The sequence below is a fragment of the Lacinutrix venerupis genome (assembly GCF_003663945.1).
Taxonomy (GTDB): Bacteria; Bacteroidota; Bacteroidia; order Flavobacteriales; family Flavobacteriaceae; genus Lacinutrix; species Lacinutrix venerupis.
Map to the genome: position 1 here is coordinate 78,149 of NZ_RCCH01000005.1, position 16,447 is coordinate 94,595.

At 30.0% G+C, this 16,447-nt stretch carries 13 protein-coding genes; 7 read left to right on the plus strand and 6 right to left on the minus strand.

The window, feature by feature from the left end:
* Window positions 1-93: 93 nt before the first annotated feature.
* From CLV86_RS08560 to CLV86_RS08570, 3 genes are all read left to right on the plus strand, one after another.
* Window positions 94-1,506 carry an OmpA family protein gene (locus CLV86_RS08560; RefSeq protein WP_076731464.1) on the plus strand — a complete coding sequence of 471 codons (1,413 nt, stop codon included), beginning with the start codon at window positions 94-96 and terminating at the stop codon, window positions 1,504-1,506.
* Between the two features lie 70 nt (window positions 1,507-1,576).
* A complete protein-coding gene (locus CLV86_RS08565) occupies window positions 1,577-4,318 on the plus strand; it encodes a PD-(D/E)XK nuclease family protein (protein WP_121051626.1) in 2,742 nt (913 codons plus the stop codon).
* Window positions 4,318-5,160, plus strand: coding sequence for an alpha/beta hydrolase family protein (locus CLV86_RS08570; protein WP_121051628.1), 843 nt, complete (start codon window positions 4,318-4,320; stop codon window positions 5,158-5,160). Before CLV86_RS08565 ends, CLV86_RS08570 begins: the two co-directional genes overlap by 1 nt.
* Here CLV86_RS08570 and CLV86_RS08575 read toward each other — a convergent pair.
* On the minus strand, window positions 5,157-7,520 hold the full coding sequence (locus CLV86_RS08575; RefSeq protein ID WP_121051630.1) for a hybrid sensor histidine kinase/response regulator: 2,364 nt from the start codon (window positions 7,518-7,520) through the stop codon (window positions 5,157-5,159). The two genes, CLV86_RS08570 and CLV86_RS08575, sit on opposite strands and share 4 nt — an antisense overlap.
* A gap of 314 nt (window positions 7,521-7,834) precedes the next feature.
* Here CLV86_RS08575 and CLV86_RS08580 point away from each other — a divergent pair, with 314 nt between their 5' ends.
* From CLV86_RS08580 to CLV86_RS08590, 3 genes are all read left to right on the plus strand, one after another.
* Complete coding sequence (locus CLV86_RS08580) at window positions 7,835-9,169, plus strand: MATE family efflux transporter (protein WP_121051632.1); 1,335 nt, start codon at window positions 7,835-7,837, stop codon at window positions 9,167-9,169.
* A gap of 138 nt (window positions 9,170-9,307) precedes the next feature.
* On the plus strand, window positions 9,308-9,757 hold the full coding sequence (locus CLV86_RS08585; protein ID WP_076731469.1) for a 6-pyruvoyl trahydropterin synthase family protein: 450 nt from the start codon (window positions 9,308-9,310) through the stop codon (window positions 9,755-9,757).
* A 5-nt stretch (window positions 9,758-9,762) separates the two neighbouring features.
* Window positions 9,763-10,515 (plus strand): UDP-2,3-diacylglucosamine diphosphatase, encoded by a 753-nt coding sequence (locus CLV86_RS08590; protein WP_121051634.1) that lies wholly within the window; start codon window positions 9,763-9,765, stop codon window positions 10,513-10,515.
* Here the strand turns inward: CLV86_RS08590 and CLV86_RS08595 are convergent.
* Genes CLV86_RS08595 through CLV86_RS08615 form a run of 5 tightly spaced genes read right to left on the minus strand, consistent with a single transcriptional unit; the run spans window position 10,512 to window position 15,795 of the window.
* Window positions 10,512-11,171, minus strand: coding sequence for a peptidoglycan-binding domain-containing protein (locus CLV86_RS08595; RefSeq protein WP_121051636.1), 660 nt, complete (start codon window positions 11,169-11,171; stop codon window positions 10,512-10,514). The genes CLV86_RS08590 and CLV86_RS08595 overlap by 4 nt on opposite strands.
* A 47-nt stretch (window positions 11,172-11,218) precedes the next feature.
* Window positions 11,219-12,478 carry an MFS transporter gene (locus CLV86_RS08600; protein WP_076731472.1) on the minus strand — a complete coding sequence of 420 codons (1,260 nt, stop codon included), beginning with the start codon at window positions 12,476-12,478 and terminating at the stop codon, window positions 11,219-11,221.
* Window positions 12,479-12,524: 46 nt separating this feature from the next.
* Window positions 12,525-13,604 carry an OmpA family protein gene (locus CLV86_RS08605; RefSeq protein ID WP_121051638.1) on the minus strand — a complete coding sequence of 360 codons (1,080 nt, stop codon included), beginning with the start codon at window positions 13,602-13,604 and terminating at the stop codon, window positions 12,525-12,527.
* Window positions 13,605-13,629: 25 nt separating this feature from the next.
* Window positions 13,630-15,321: a single-stranded-DNA-specific exonuclease RecJ gene (gene recJ / locus CLV86_RS08610; RefSeq protein ID WP_121051640.1), complete on the minus strand. Its 1,692-nt coding sequence runs from the start codon at window positions 15,319-15,321 to the stop codon at window positions 13,630-13,632.
* A 51-nt stretch (window positions 15,322-15,372) separates the two neighbouring features.
* Window positions 15,373-15,795: an OsmC family protein gene (locus tag CLV86_RS08615; protein WP_121051961.1), complete on the minus strand. Its 423-nt coding sequence runs from the start codon at window positions 15,793-15,795 to the stop codon at window positions 15,373-15,375.
* Window positions 15,796-15,854: 59 nt separating this feature from the next.
* On the opposite strand from CLV86_RS08615, the gene CLV86_RS08620 reads away from it, so the two are divergent.
* The gene (locus CLV86_RS08620) at window positions 15,855-16,445 is read left to right on the plus strand and encodes a carboxymuconolactone decarboxylase family protein (RefSeq protein WP_121051643.1); all 591 of its coding nucleotides are present in this window, start codon (window positions 15,855-15,857) and stop codon (window positions 16,443-16,445) included.
* The last annotated feature ends 2 nt before the right edge of the window (window positions 16,446-16,447 follow it).

The following is a 16,447-nucleotide window of genomic DNA, read 5'->3' on the forward strand; positions in this document are numbered from 1 at the left end:
AATAATCAATATTTTTATATATTTGTCTTTGTTAATAATGTTTAACAACTTATTTTTGCTTTTAATTAACACTTAAAAATTAAATTTTTGAATATGAAAAATCTTAGCAGATTATTATTCACTCTAGTACTTGTAGTAAGTTTTAGTAATGTGAATGCACAAGACCAAGACAATCCTTGGGCTATTAATTTTGGAATTAACGCAGTAGATTTCTACCCAACTAACGAAGGTTTCCCTTCTGCAGATGCTACATTCGACGAATTTTTTAACGTAGGAGATCATTGGAACGTTCTTCCATCTTTATCTACAATATCTGTATCTAAGTATATGGGTAACAACTTTTCTTTACAAGTTGGTGGTTCTATCAACAAAATAGAGAATTATGGAGACGCACCTGTAGGAGACTTAAATTACTATGCTTTAGATGGTAACGTAAGATATCACTTATCAAACTTAATTAATAGTGGAAGATTAGATCCAACTGTTGGAGTTGGTGGTGGTTATACTTGGGTTGAAGAAGGTCCTTATAACAACAATGGAATTAGTGGAAACAATAATAATGGTGCTGGAACTTTAAACGGTTCTTTAGGATTAACATACTGGTTTACAGATAACGTTGGTTTCTCTGTAGAGTCTAAGTACAAGCATTCTTTTGAAGATTATTTAGATACTCACTTCCAACATACTGCAGGATTTACTGTTAAGTTTGGAGGAACTGATACTGATGGTGACGGTATATTTGATAAAAACGATGCATGTCCAGAAGTTGCTGGTTTAGAAGCTTTCAACGGATGTCCTGATACTGATGGTGATGGAATCGAAGATTCTAAAGATTCTTGTCCTAACGAAGCTGGTTTAGCTGAGTTTAACGGATGTCCTGATACTGATGGTGACGGTGTTGTAGATGGTAGTGATGATTGTCCTACTGTTAAAGGTCTTAAGAGCTTAAATGGTTGTCCAGATGCTGATGCTGATGGTGTAACAGATGCTAAAGATAAATGTCCTAACGAAGCTGGACCAGCTGCAAACAACGGATGCCCTTGGCCAGATACAGACGGAGATGGTATAACTGATAATGTTGACAAATGTCCTAAAGAAGTAGGTACTGCTGCTAACGATGGTTGTCCTGAAGTAGTTGTTCAACCAACTCAAGAAGTTATGGACAAATTAAATAGCTATGCTAGAACTATCTTATTCGATACAGGAAAATCAAGCTTCCAAAAATCAGCTTACTCTGCATTACAAGATATTACAGCTATTTTAAAAGAATACCCAGATTCTAACTTTACATTAGAAGGTCATACTGATAGTGTAGGAGCTAAATCTTCTAACCAATTATTATCTGAAAGAAGAGCTAACGCAGTAAGAGATTACTTAATTGCTAACGGTATCTCTAAAGATAGATTAACTGCTTACGGTTTTGGTGAAGATTACCCAGTAGATTCTAACGCTACAAGAAACGGTAGAGCTAACAACAGACGTACTGAGATTAAACTTAAAAAATAAGTTTCTCAATACTTTTAAATAAGTTATTAAAAACGCTTCGGTTATCCGAAGCGTTTTTTATTTTTATACAATGAAGAGTTTTATTTTCGATGTATTAGAAAGTCTTAAAGATAAAGGAGAAGATTTATCTACCCTTTACTTTATTTTACCCAGTAAACGTGCAGGAGTTTTTTTAAGGCAAGAACTATCTGCTGTTGTAAAAAAAACAATATTCTCTCCTACTATTATTAGTATTGAAGAGTTTGTTGAAGAATTAGCAGAACTTACAACTATTAACAATACAGAGTTATTATTTGAGTTTTACAATACTTATTTAGCTTTAACTCCAAAACAAGAGCAAGAAAGCTTTGAAGTATTTTCTAAATGGGCACAAATACTACTTCAAGACTTTAATGAAATTGACCGTTATCTTATACCACAAAACCAAATATTCGATTACTTAGCTGCAGTAAAAGAATTGGATCATTGGTCTGTAGGAAACGACAAAACAGAAGTTATAAAAAACTATTTAAAATTTTGGAACAAATTAAAACTCTACTATAAACATTACACCCAAAATTTAATTGCTAAAAAAACTGGCTACCAAGGTTTAATATACAGAGAAGCCGTTGAAAATATTCAAAATTACTGTACCTCAACAAAGCGTAAGCATATATTTTTAGGTTTTAATGCTTTAAATACTGCAGAAGAAACTATAATTCAAGAACTTTTAAAAAATAATTTAGCAGAGATATTTTGGGATATAGATGAAACCTTTATAGAAAACAAAATTCACGATGCAGGATTATTTACTAGAGCTCACAAGACCAAATGGAAACATTTTGAAAAACATCCTTTTAATTGGGTTACCAAACACTACAAAAACAATAAAAATATAGAGGTATTAGGTGTCCCAAAAAACATAGGACAAGCAAAAGCCATTGGCTCTATTTTAAAAAAATTAGAAACTAAAAATCCAAATTTAAAAAGTACTGCTGTAGTACTTGGTGATGAAAATTTATTAATTCCAATACTAAATTCTGTCCCAAAATCTATTTCTAAATTAAATATTACCATGGGCTTTCCATTAAGTTCCATACCATTAGCATCGCTATTCGAACAATTATTTAGTGTACACAAAAAAGCATCAGAAAAATATTATTATAAAGACATTATTGGTCTGCTATCTCATCAATTTATTAATCCCTTATTTTTAAACGGAACAATAAATACAGCCTCAATAGTAATAGATACTATAAAAAAAAATAACCTCGTATACTTAAATGTTTCAGAAATTAAACAATATGCTAAAAACAACGCTAGCCTTATAGAGCTTATTTTTAATCCTTGGAAAGATGATGCAAACAAAGCAATTGAAAATTGTTTTAAAATAATTAACAAAGTAAAAGAATACCTATCTACTAATAAGGAAGACAACTTAATATCTTTAGAATATTTATTTCGTTTTAACAAACTCTTTAACGAGCTTTTTAGGCTAAATAATACCTATAAACATATACAAGATATTTCTGCTCTATTTAGTATCTATACCGAACTTTTAAGTAGCGAAACATTAGACTTTAAAGGTGAGCCTTTACAAGGCTTACAAGTAATGGGAATGTTAGAATCTCGTGTTCTTGATTTTGAAACCGTAATTATTTCGAGTGTAAATGAGGGTGTGTTACCATCAGGTAAAACAAATAACTCTTTTATTCCTTTTGATATTAAAATTGAAAATAAACTACCAACATATAAAGAAAAAGATGCTGTATACACCTATCATTTTTACAGGTTATTGCAACGTGCAAAAAATATATTTATTCTCTACAACACTGAAGTTGATGTATTAACCGGTGGAGAAAAAAGTAGATTTATTAACCAATTAGAACTTGAAAACATTCATGAAATTAATCATAAAATTATTACTCCTAAAGTTCCAGGATTTAATAATAAACTAAAGGAAATAGTAAAAACAAAAACTGTAATAAATCAACTTAAAGAAGTTGCACAAAGAGGGTTTTCACCTTCATCTTTAACAAATTATATACGAAACCCATTAGACTTTTATTACCAGAGTTTATTAGGTATAAAAAATATAGAAGAAGTAGAAGAAACCGTAGCCGCAAATACCATGGGTACAGTTGTTCATGATACATTAGAAGCACTTTACAAGCCATATATTAATATGGAACTAAAGATTGAAGATATTAAAGATATGATGCCTAAAATAGAGTCTAATATTGAAATGTTCTTTAAAAAAACTTATGCTGAAGGCGATATGAGCAAAGGTAAAAACCTAATTATATTCGAAATTGCAAAACGCTATGTTCAAAATTTTTTAAATTTAGAAATAGAAGATTTAAAAGCAGGAAATACCATTAAAATTCTAGCTTTAGAACAAAAAACAGAAGTCCCATTAAATATTCCGGAATTAAATTTTAATGTTAAATTAAAAGGAACAGTAGACCGTGTAGATTTATATAATGGTATTACAAGAATTATAGATTATAAAACTGGTAAAGTAAACAACAATCAAGTATCTATAACAAACTGGGAAGACATAAATTTAGACTATAAAAAATACAGTAAAAGTTTTCAAATTTTAGCTTATGCTTATATGATGAACGCTTTAAAGCCTCTAAATTTTCCTGTTGAAGCAGGAATAATTTCTTTTAAAAACCTTAATTCTGGTTTTATAAAATTTACACAAAAAGGTGGCAAAAAAAACTCATTAATTACTCAAGAAACCTTAAATAGCTACTTTAATGAGTTAAAAAAATTAATAATAGAGATATGTAATCCAGAAATTAATTTTGTTGAAAAAGAAGTATAATGATTAAAAAAAATCAAATTTTAAACAGAAACAATCAAAAACCAATTGTTTTTGACACTTTTTTTAATAAAACAGAAAAACAAAAACCTCTTGTAGTTTTTTGTCATGGTTATAAAGGTTTTAAAGATTGGGGATGCTGGAATTTAATGGCAGAGGCCTTTATGAATGCTAACCTATTTTTTGTAAAGTTCAACTTTTCGCATAATGGAGGAACTATAGAAAACCCAATAGATTTTCCAGATTTAAATGCATTTGCTGAAAATAATTACACTAAAGAATTAGACGATTTAGACGCTATATTAAATTATTTTTTAGCCAATGATTACGAATATAAAAATGAAATTAACATTAATAATATTGTAGTTATAGGTCATTCGCGAGGTGGTGGCATTGCCATAATTAAATCTGCTGAAGATGCCAGAATAAAAAAACTTATAACATTTGCAAGTGTAAGTGATTTTGGCAAAAGAACTTCTACCATTGGAGACTTAGAAGAATGGAAGAAACTAGGTGTAAAATATGTTTTAAACGGAAGGACAAAACAGCAAATGCCTCATAATTATCAGTTTTACAAAAACTTTAAAGCAAACGAGGAACGATTAAATATTGAAAAATCTGAAAAATCGCTACAAATAAAACACCTTATAATTCATGCTAAAAATGATAAGTCTATAAAGTACAATGAGGCAGAAATGTTACATAATTGGAGTAAACATAGCGAATTGTTTCCTGTAGAAAACAGCGATCATGTTTTTAGTACTAAACATCCTTGGTTAAATAGTACAATGCCAAAAGAGTTAAAACAAGTAGTAGATAAGAGTATTAATTTTATAAACAATTAAGCAATTTTTAATACACTGCTTTTATGCATATTTATTTTTCTAAATAACAATTCTCTATTAACAGGTTTTGTTATATAATCGTTCATCCCAACAGCAATAACTTTTTGTCTGGCAGTTTCTGTTGCGTCAGCAGTAACAGCAATAATTGGGATATCTTTAATAATGCTAAATGGAGGATTATTTCTAATAATGGTTGTAGTTTCATAACCATCCATAACTGGCATTTGTAAATCCATTAAAATAATATCGAATACATTATTTTTTAATAACTCTAAAGCTTCTTTTCCGTTTGCCGCTAGTTTAAAATCGGTTATAGATAATTTTGTAAGAATCTTTTTCATTATCATTTGGTTTAACTCATTATCTTCAACTATTAAAACTTTTAGTTCATTTCCTTTTGTTTTAGCTTGAACAGGTTCTTTTATTGGTTGGCTTTCCTCTAATGTTTTAAAGTCGATTGAAATAGAAACCTTTGTTCCTCTTCCAAGTTCGCTATCAATATTAATTTCTCCTTCAAATAAACCTATTAAATGTTTAACAATACTTAACCCTAAACCTACACCACCAAATCGTCGCTTATTATTTAGTCGCATTTGTCCAAAACTATTAAACAAATGATTTTTTTTATCGACATCAATTCCAACACCAGTGTCTGAAATATCAATTTTAAAATTGGTATTTCCGTTTGGTGTATTAGTTGTTATAACAGAACAGTTAATAGTACCATAACTAGTAAACTTAACCGCATTACTTAAAACATTATTAATAACCTGTACAAAACGTTCTGAATCGCCTAAAACACTATAAGGAATAGATTCGCTAACATTAATATTATATTTTAATCCTTTTTGCTCTGCCATACGTTGCCAATTATTACTGATCTGCTCTATAGCTTCTTTAGGATTAAAAGGATTGGGTCTTAATTGTAATTCTTTTTTTTCAATTTTTTCAAAATCTAAAATATCGTTTATATTACTTAGTAAACTTAAAGAGGCATGCTTAATAATTTCAAAATTTTTCTGACTTTCATTATCTAAATTTTTATCCATTTCATCTGCAGCAATACCCATAATTGCATTAATTGGAGTACGTAACTCATGGCTAATATTAGACATAAAATAACTTTTAAGTTCGCTAATTTCTTCAGATTTATTAAGAGCATCAATTTGAGAAGATTCCTTTTCTAACCTCAAGTCTCTAATTAAATTAGTCATAGAAAGTGATAGAAATATTACCTCAAATGAGATACCAAATTTTGCACTGTTCATTGTAATAAAGTTATTAGGTAATAAACTCAAATTATTCATTACAAATCCCATTAAACCGATAACTAAGAAAAAAATACCTATTGAAAAAAATGAATCTATTTTATATTTTTTATAACGTAAATAAAATAATGTTACAAGTATTAATATTAAACTTAATAAACCATTTACATTACTAATTGGGTAAACCAATTCCTTTGTCTTGTCGTTAATAAATAACAATAAACCTAATGCAATAACTACTACATAAAGTACTTTAAAAGCGTATTTTATTAGTTTAGTTCTAGACTTAACCTTTAAAAAATGCTCACAATATTTTAATAGAAAAAAGTTAGAAAAAAGGGCTGCTATTAAAACTGCTCTATCGTTTAAATAACCTCCAAACGGCAATAGATATTGAAAAATAATACCATCTAACGCTGTTTGCATTAAAGCAATAGAAAAAACATATATACTATAATAAACAAATGTTTTGTTAGATAAGCTTGTAAAGAAAAACAAATAAATTAATGAGGCTAAAAATAATAATCCATAAAAGAAACCTAAAAATAATTGTTCTGCATAGTTTACTTTCCAAAATTCATTTGGTGAATAAAGAGTAAGAGGTAAATTTAAAGTTTCTCCATCGCTCTTTAAATGTATGTAAAACTTTTGTTCGCTATTCTTAGGTAAAATTATTTTAAAAATAGTTTTACGGTGTTTAACTTGCCTATCTTTAAATGGTATTGCATCTCCACTACTAAAATGTTTTATGTCGTTATTATTTATTTGATATAGATTAGCGATATCTGTAGCAGGTCTAGCTGTTTCTAAATAGTAAGTGTTTTCTTGATTAGTTGTATTTTCTAAACTAAAAGTTAACCAGTAATCGTCTGAAGAGAAGCCAACACTTTGGTTTTCGCTAGTTAGAGGATTATATACAATATCACTTTGGTTACTAATTATATCCTCAATAGTTAAATTTGGATTTTCAGCTTTAGCAAACAAAGCGTATTCGTAAAGTTTACCTTTACTTTCTATAGGATTAAATGGCGTGTTTTGAGCGAATAGCGCACTCGAAAACAAGCAAAAAATAAGTAATATTACTCGACACATTTTCCAGTTGATTTGGGTTAGTAATCAAAAAAATAAAGTGCAACTTATGTGTAGAGGGATTGTTAAAGCTGAACATGCTACGTACATACGTAGTCTAATATAAATTGGTTTTAAAAAATATGATTTATTTTAATATAAAACATATAATTAAATGTTTTTCTTGCAGCAAAAGTAACAAATAATATTATTTTAAGTCTATTAAGTATTAATACAGGACATTTTATAACCTTTTAAATAAATTTTTTTAGTCTACCAAAGCACTATTTTTGTTGTAAATCTTCCGACATTAGCATGGTCATTAAATTAAGATTAATTTGAGTTCTAATATTAGTATTAAACACATTAATAAGCTTGCAATTCCTGCTCTTATAGCAGGTATATCAGAGCCTATATTGTCTTTAACAGATGCGGCAATTGTTGGAAATATAGAATTTAATGCTACAGAGTCTCTTGCTGCTGTTGGTATTGTATCTACTTTTTTATCTATGTTAATTTGGGTTTTTGGCCAAACACGTAGTGCAATTTCCTCTATTGTTTCTCAATATTTGGGAGCTAATAAATTAAATGAAATTAAAAATCTTCCTGCTCAGGCAATTTTTATAATTACATTGTTAAGTATAATAATTATTATTACAACCTATCCATTTGCAGAAGCTATATTTAAGCTTTACAATGCAGAAAATCTAATTTTAGAATATTCCATAGACTATTATAGAATTCGTGTTTTCGGATTTCCTTTTACTCTATTTACCATTGCTGTTTTTGGCACTTTTAGAGGCCTTCAAAACACTTTTTATCCAATGGTAATAGCAATAATTGGAGCAAGCTCTAATATTATATTAGACTATGTTTTAGTTTACGGTGTGGCTAATATCGTTCCTGCTATGCATATTCATGGAGCTGCTTATGCTAGCGTAATATCTCAATTGATAATGGCTGTACTTTCGGCTTTATATTTAATTAAAAAAACAAACATTCCTTTAATTGCTCGTTTACCTTTAAATAAAGAAATGAATCGTTTTTTATTAATGATTGGAAATTTAATTGTTAGAACTATAGCTTTAAACGTTACTTTATATTTTGCAACAAAATATGCCACGAGCTATGGTAAAGAATATATTGCAGCATACACAATAGCAATAAACATATGGTTTTTGGGTGCATTTTTAATAGATGGTTACGCAAGTGCAGGAAATATTCTTTCTGGTAAATTATTAGGCGCAAAAGCATATGGAAAACTTATTTCTTTAAGTAATCGATTAATAAAATATGGTATTCTAATTGGGTTATTTATGGCAGTATTGGGAGCACTTTTTTATTATTCAATAGGTAATATATTTATAAAGGAACCAGAAGTTTTAAAACAGTTTTATAGTATTTTTTGGATTGTATTAGCCATGCAACCTTTATGTGCGTTAGCTTTTATTTTTGATGGTATGTTTAAGGGTTTAGGCAAAATGGCAGATTTAAGAAATCTATTATTAATATCAACTTTTGCTATTTTCCTACCTGCGTTATTTATTTTAGATTATTACAACTTTAAATTAAATGGTATTTTTATTGCCTTAACACTGTGGATTATAGCTCGCGGATTTCCTTTAATCATAAAATTTAGAAAAGAATTTTTACCGCAATCACAAAAGAATTAACTTTGACGCGAGCCTTAGGCTTATTAAAAAAAATAACATGGAAATATTAAACTTTTTAGGAGGTAGTGGTTTTTTTGCTGTACTAGCCTTTATTATCATTATAATTTACGTTTATAATAGATATAAAAACCGCAGATAATGGGAAACATTCGAATAACTAAACTTTTTACTTTTGAAACAGGCCACGCGCTTTACGGGTACGATGGAAAATGTAAAAATGTTCACGGTCACAGCTACAAACTGTCTGTTACTGTTTTTGGGCAGCCAATTTCCGATAATACTAATGTTAAGTTTGGGATGGTTATTGATTTTTCAGATTTAAAAAAAATAGTTAAAGAAGAGATTGTTGATGTATTCGATCATGCAACTGTTTTTAACAAAAATACACCACACGTTGATTTAGCAAGAGAACTACAAAACAGAGGTCATAACGTACTTTTAGTAGATTACCAACCAACAAGTGAAATGATGGTTATTGATTTTGCTAAAAAAATTAAAAAACGTTTACCAGAAAATATTCAATTACACTCGCTAAAATTACAAGAAACAGAGAGTTCTTATGCAGAGTGGTATGCGAGTGAAAATTAATTAATATGCAAATTCCAAAAGGAAAAAAAATATATTTTGCGTCAGATAATCATCTTGGTGCTCCAACAAAAGAGCAGTCTTTGCCTCGCGAACAAAAATTTGTAGCCTGGTTAGATGAAATAAAAAAAGATGCAGCAGTAATTTTCCTTTTAGGTGATTTGTTTGATATGTGGATGGAATACAAAACTGTTATTCCAAAAGGATTTACAAGAACACTTGGTAAGCTTGCCGAAATTAGTGATTCTGGAATCCCTATATATTATTTTGTTGGTAATCACGACTTATGGATGAATGGTTATTTTGAAGAAGAACTAAACATTCCTGTTTACCACAACCCACAAGAGTATACTTTCAATAATACCACGTTTTTTATTGGCCATGGAGATGGATTAGGTCCTGGAGACAAAGGTTATAAACGCATGAAAAAAGTGTTTACAAACCCAATATCTAAATGGTTATACAGATGGCTCCATCCAGATTTTGGTATGCGTATAGCACAGTATCTTTCGGTTAAAAACAAAATGATTTCTGGAGATGATGATGCTATATTTTTAGGTGAAGACAAAGAGTGGTTAGTACAATATTGTAAAAGAAAACTAGAAACCAAACACAGAGATTATTTTGTGTTTGGACATAGACATTTGCCTTTAGATATCGCTCTTAACTCTAAATCTCGATATATAAATTTAGGAGACTGGATAAGTTATTACACTTATGGAGTGTTTGATGGTGAAACTATGGAATTAAAAGAATACTAGTTAAGCAAAGCTTTTAACGTTATTACATCAATTTTTCCATCAGGAAACAAATTTTGCTTTTCTTCAAAACTTTTTAAAGCTTCAGACGTTATATTTTTATATACACCATCTACAGAAATATCGAAACCTTTTTTTACTAAAAGCTTTTGCATTTCATATACAAAAACACTTTTTTCTCCAGAATACAACGGTTTTTGAGGTAACATACTAAGTATTTCTTTTTTAAAATCCTCTTCAGCTTTAGTTTTATTGTATTCTGCAATAGAAACACCTTCAGATTCAAAAAATTTAATATCGTTGTTGCTTAATCCTTCACTTTTTAAAGTTTTAGATTGCTCCAAAACAGCTTTAAAATAATTTAATTTAGCAATTTTTTTTCCATATTCGGCTACAGCTAAAGCAGTTTCTTCATCATCATCTTCTGGACTTCTAACATCAATACCGTTTGCACTCCATTGCATTTGCATATAATTATTTGCTGCTTCTAAAGCATCATAATAATTATAAACTACTTCTTGATTGTAGTAATTTACATCTATTGTTTCAGATACCTTTAAATTTGCATTTTCTGGATGAAAACGTTGGTATTCTTTATATTCTGAATAAGCAAACATTAAAATAATAATAGCAATTATGAAGAAGAGTATTTTTTTCATTGGTGTCTAATATTAAAAGGTTTAAACAAATATAAGGGAATTTGGTTTTAATTGTTTGCTTCAAAATCTTTAGTTAAATCAAGTTTCCTAAAACTTGGAGATACAATAGCAGTTGTAACAACCGTAATTAGCGTCATGCTTCCACCAAAAACAACGGCAGTAGCTGTACCCATAAGTTTTGCTGTTAATCCGCTTTCAAAAGCACCTAACTCGTTAGAGCTACCAACAAACATTGAATTTACAGACGATACACGACCACGCATATTATCTGGTGTTTTAAGCTGAAGAATGGTTTGCCTAATTACCATAGAAACACCATCTGTTACACCACTAAAAAACAGTGCCACAACAGAAATCCAAAAGGTTGATGATAAACCAAAAACTACAATACAAACTCCAAAGCCAAAAATAGCTACTAGCAGTTTCATTCCGGCATTTTTACTTATTGGAATATATGCAGTAACTAACATGGTTAAAAAAGCACCAACCGATGGAGCGGCAACTAAAATACCAAAACCTTGTGGTCCAACTTTTAAAATATCTTCGGCAAAAACAGCTAAAAGTGCCACTGCTCCACCAAATAAAACCGAAACCATATCTAGTGTTATAGCTCCTAAAATGGCTTTTGTTTTAAACACAAAGCTTACACCTTCTTTTAAACTTTGCATTACAGGTTCTCCAATTTTAGGATTTAATATTGGTTTTCTAGAAATTTGAAAAACCATAAATAATGCCGCCATAACCAAGGCAAAAACAATACATAGTGAATAATGCACACCAATCCAACCAATAGAAAAACCAGCAAAGGCAACACCTAAAACACGAGACATTTGCCAAGTAGAGCTATTCCATGTTGCGGCATTTGGGTATATTTTTTTAGGCACAATTAAAGCAACTAAAGAAAAAATAGTTGGTCCAAAAAAGGAACGTAAAAAACCACCAAAAAACACTAAAGCATATATAGAATATAACAAACTGTCTTTAGACCAACTTTGAGAAACAGTGTCTGACGTTAACCAAAACAAAGCAAAACTTATAATTGAAAATGCAGCTAAGCAAATAGCAAGTAAATTTCGTTTCTCGCGTTGGTCTACAATATGTCCTGCAAATAATGCCATTGTAAAAGCTGGAATAATTTCCATTAAACCTATAATACCAAGCGATAAAGGATCTTTAGTTAAAGCATAAACTTGCCATTCTATAACAATAAATTGCATAGACCAAGCAAAAACCAATAAAAAACGCATAATTAAAAAAAGGTTAAACTCTTTAAACCTAAGTGCTGCGTAAGGATCGTTTTTAGACATTAAAAATTTATAATTTTAAAAGTTACAAAAGTAAAGTAACACGTGCTTATATTTTATTTTTTTCAATTAGTTTAAACTCAACGCGTCTGTTTTTTGCTCTATTATCTTCTGAAGAATTTTCTACTAATGGTTTAGAGCTACCAAAACCAAACCATTGTATTCTTTCTTTTTTTAAACCTTTATTAATTAAATAATTTGAAACAGATTGAGCACGTTGCAGTGATAACTCTTCATTACGGTTTAAAGTTCCAACATTATCTGTGTGGCCATAAATTTCTATATTAAGATGTTTATTTTCTTTTAAATGAATGTATAATTTATCTAATTCTTTTAATGAAGAACTTAATAATATAACTTTATCAAAATCGAATAAAACATTACTAAAAGCGTAAAGATTGTTTGCTAAAAAATCTTGTGTATCTAAAGGAGAAACTTTTATATTATCTATAAAATAATAAGATTCTATAGGAAGAAAATATTTTCCTATTTTAATTTTTTCTGTTGCTTCATTTGAATTAAAATTCCCAAAGCAAATATATTTTTCATTTCCTTTTGCTATAAAGTTTTTTTCTAATGTCACCCAGTTTTTCTTAGTAGTAAAATATGTGTCTTTTTTAAAAGATACCTCACTATAAATAACAGAGTCCTTTTTCAAGTTTTTTAAATCAATAAAAGATTTAGTTTTTATATTAATTGGATGCTCCAAAAAAACGGCTGATAATTGATTGATAGCAAAATTAGACTCATCTGCAAGACTTATCCTGATTTTTAAGGAATAACGTTTATTTTTTAATAAAGGTGTCTTTAACTCACCTTGAACATACTCTCTGTAATGTCTTACAGCACTGTATCTGTCTTCGTAATAAGTAACAATTCCTGCAAAACCATCACCATTTTGAGGGTTTTGAAAACCTCGCGGATTAAAACTGCCAAAAGTAGTATTACAATTATTATAATAATCACTAGTACCTTTATTTGCTGTAGTCCAGCTTAAAACATTATTATTAAACTCACTATAGTTTTTTGGGCATTTTTTATACTCTTCAAAACTTGGATTTATTACTAAATTTTGAGCATTAATTATTCCAAAGACCAAAACAAATAGTAACGTGATTTTTAATTTCATATTAGTTATAACGAAAAAATATAAATTATTCCTGTAAATCTCTCAACTTCAACTGCAAGCTCACATTGCCTTGCCACTCGTTTTCATCTATAGAATAAACAGCTTTAAAACGGTTATTGTTTTTAATTAAATTAAGTTTATCTCCAAGACCAAAGCCAATGCATACTATTGGGTTGCTATTGGGTTGCTTTACTGTTATTCGTAAGTGTTTATTGTCTTCGCCAACACATTTGCCATAACCAGTATCTTGTAAATTATCACTCATAAAAACAGGAGACATATTTCCTGGACCAAAAGGTGCAAACTGACTTAATATTCTGTAGAATTTATCTGAAATATCGTTAAGTTCAATTTGTCTATCTATTGTAATTTCTGGAGTTAACAATCTTTTGTCTATTGTCGCTTGTACCACTTGTTCAAACTTTTGCTTAAAGGCTTCGTAGTTTTCTTCTTTAAGTGTTAAGCCAGCAGCATATTTATGACCACCAAATTGCTCGATATGTTCGGCACAAGCCTCTAAAGCATTATAAACATCGAAACCTTTTACAGAACGTGCAGAAGCAGCTAACTTATCTCCACTTTTGGTGAATACTAGTGTTGGTCTGTAATACGTTTCTATTAATCTACTAGCTACAATACCAATAACGCCTTTATGCCAATCTGGCTGGTAAACAACAGAGGTTAAACGATCTTTTTCGTTATTGTCTTCTATTTGTTGTAATGCTTCTACTGTAATTTGTTTATCTGCTGCACGCCTATCGCTATTAAAATCTTCAATTTCCTGAGCGTAAACTTGGGCTGTTTCTACATTAGTTTCGGTTAATAAATCTACAGCATATTGCCCATGTTTCATTCTGCCTGCAGCATTTATTCTTGGTGCAATTACAAACACAACATCCGTAATAGTTAGTGTTTCTTTTTTTATTTGATTTATTATCGCCTTAAAACCAGCTCTTGGCGCACTATTTATTACTTGTAAACCAAAATAAGCTAATATTCTATTTTCTCCAGTTATTGGAACAATATCTGCACCAATTGCTGTAGCCACCAAGTCTAGATATTCTTGCAAATCTTCAACGGTTTTTCCTTTTTTTGAAGCTAAAGCTTGTATTAATTTAAAACCTACACCACAACCACATAATTCTTTATAAGGGTAATTACAATCACTTTGTTTAGGGTCTAAAACGGCTATTGCATTTGGGACGTTTTCTCCTGGTCTATGGTGATCGCAAATAATAAAATCGATGTTTTTTTCTTCCGCGTAAGCGATTTTATCTATAGCTTTTATACCACAATCTAATGCTATAATTAAAGAGAAGCCATTATCTTCAGCAAAATCAATACCTTGAAAAGAAATGCCATAACCCTCATCATAACGGTCTGGAATGTATGTAGCTACGTTAGAATATTCACTTTTTAAATATGAAGACATAAGTGATACGGCAGTTGTACCATCTACATCGTAATCACCATACACTAAAATGTTTTCGTTGTTTTCTATTGCTTTTTCAATACGCTCGACCGCTTTTTGCATATCCTTCATTAAAAAAGGATTGTGCAAATCTTTTAAATTAGGCCTAAAAAAATCTTTTGCTTGCTCGTAGGTTTCAATACCGCGTTGTGCTAAAAGTGAAGCAACAGGTTCTTCTACTTGTAACGCATGTTGTAAAAATTGTACAGTTTCTTGATTTGGTTTAGGTTTTAAAGTCCAACGCATTAAAAATATGATGTTTAGGTTTTAAGCAGTATCGCTATTATAAACAATTTATTAAATTGAGTGGTAATGAATTTTAGTTTTTACTGTTGCAAATTGCCTAAACATTTCCATTACACCACAGTATTTTTCAATAGATAAATCTACAGCCTTTTTTATTTTTTTTTCGTTTAAATCTTTACCATAAAAATGATAATCTACAGTTACTGTATGGTATATTTTTGGGTGTTCTTCTGTTAGTTCTCCAGAAACTTCAATGTTGAAATCTGAAAACTCTGTTTTCATTTTTTCGGCAACAGAAACAACATCTAAACCAGAACATGCTGCTAAAGACGATAACATTGCTGCCTTAGGTCTTAATGGTTTGTAAGGATCGTTTTCCTCTTCTGAAACACCTAAGTTAAAACTATAACCACTAGGATTATCACTTTCAAAAATCATTTTTTCTTTCCAAACAGTTGTCACTTTATCCGCCATAATTGAAGTTTTTTTTATTAATTTAGATACTTTCAAAAATACTACTAAAAAAACAAAATATGCCATTAGTTACACCTTTAGATGCCGAATACGACTTAGAAACTAAAAAACTAGCAGAGTTCTTTAATGAAACTTTAGGCTTTTGTCCTAACTCTGTGCTAACCATGCAACGTAGACCTGCTATTTCTAAAGCATTTATAAATTTAAATAAAGCTGTAATGGCAAATGAAGGTCGTGTAACCTCAGCCTTAAAACGCATGATTGCATGGGTTTCTAGTAATGCTACTGGTTGCCGTTATTGCCAAGCACATGCTATTAGAGCAGCAGAGCGTTATGGTGCAGAACAAGAACAGTTAGACAATATTTGGGAGTATAGAACGCATCCTGCTTTTAACGAGGCTGAGCGTGCTGCCTTAGATTTTTCTTTAGCTGCTTCGCAAGTACCAAATGCAGTTAATGCTGATATAAAAGAACGTTTAAATACACATTGGACCGAAGGTGAAATTGTAGAAATGCTTGGTGTAATTTCTTTATTTGGATACTTAAACCGTTGGAACGATTCTATGGGAACCACTCTTGAAGAAGATGCTATAGATAGTGGAAACCAATATTTAGGTAAACATGGTTTTGAGGTTGGAAAGCATGTTTAATT

Excerpts from the sequence above, each read along its gene's own strand:
- CLV86_RS08570 (WP_121051628.1), top strand. The coding sequence starts at position 4,318 with ATGATTAAAAAAAATCAAATTTTAAACAGAAACAATCAAAAACCAATT.
- CLV86_RS08565 (WP_121051626.1), top strand. The coding sequence starts at position 1,577 with ATGAAGAGTTTTATTTTCGATGTATTAGAAAGTCTTAAAGATAAAGGA.
- CLV86_RS08575 (WP_121051630.1), bottom strand. The coding sequence starts at position 7,520 with ATGTGTCGAGTAATATTACTTATTTTTTGCTTGTTTTCGAGTGCGCTA.
- CLV86_RS08595 (WP_121051636.1), bottom strand. The coding sequence starts at position 11,171 with ATGAAAAAAATACTCTTCTTCATAATTGCTATTATTATTTTAATGTTT.
- CLV86_RS08590 (WP_121051634.1), top strand. The coding sequence starts at position 9,763 with ATGCAAATTCCAAAAGGAAAAAAAATATATTTTGCGTCAGATAATCAT.
- CLV86_RS08600 (WP_076731472.1), bottom strand. The coding sequence starts at position 12,478 with ATGTCTAAAAACGATCCTTACGCAGCACTTAGGTTTAAAGAGTTTAAC.
- CLV86_RS08605 (WP_121051638.1), bottom strand. The coding sequence starts at position 13,604 with ATGAAATTAAAAATCACGTTACTATTTGTTTTGGTCTTTGGAATAATT.
- CLV86_RS08585 (WP_076731469.1), top strand. The coding sequence starts at position 9,308 with ATGGGAAACATTCGAATAACTAAACTTTTTACTTTTGAAACAGGCCAC.
- CLV86_RS08620 (WP_121051643.1), top strand. The coding sequence starts at position 15,855 with ATGCCATTAGTTACACCTTTAGATGCCGAATACGACTTAGAAACTAAA.
- CLV86_RS08560 (WP_076731464.1), top strand. The coding sequence starts at position 94 with ATGAAAAATCTTAGCAGATTATTATTCACTCTAGTACTTGTAGTAAGT.
- recJ (WP_121051640.1), bottom strand. The coding sequence starts at position 15,321 with ATGCGTTGGACTTTAAAACCTAAACCAAATCAAGAAACTGTACAATTT.
- CLV86_RS08615 (WP_121051961.1), bottom strand. The coding sequence starts at position 15,795 with ATGGCGGATAAAGTGACAACTGTTTGGAAAGAAAAAATGATTTTTGAA.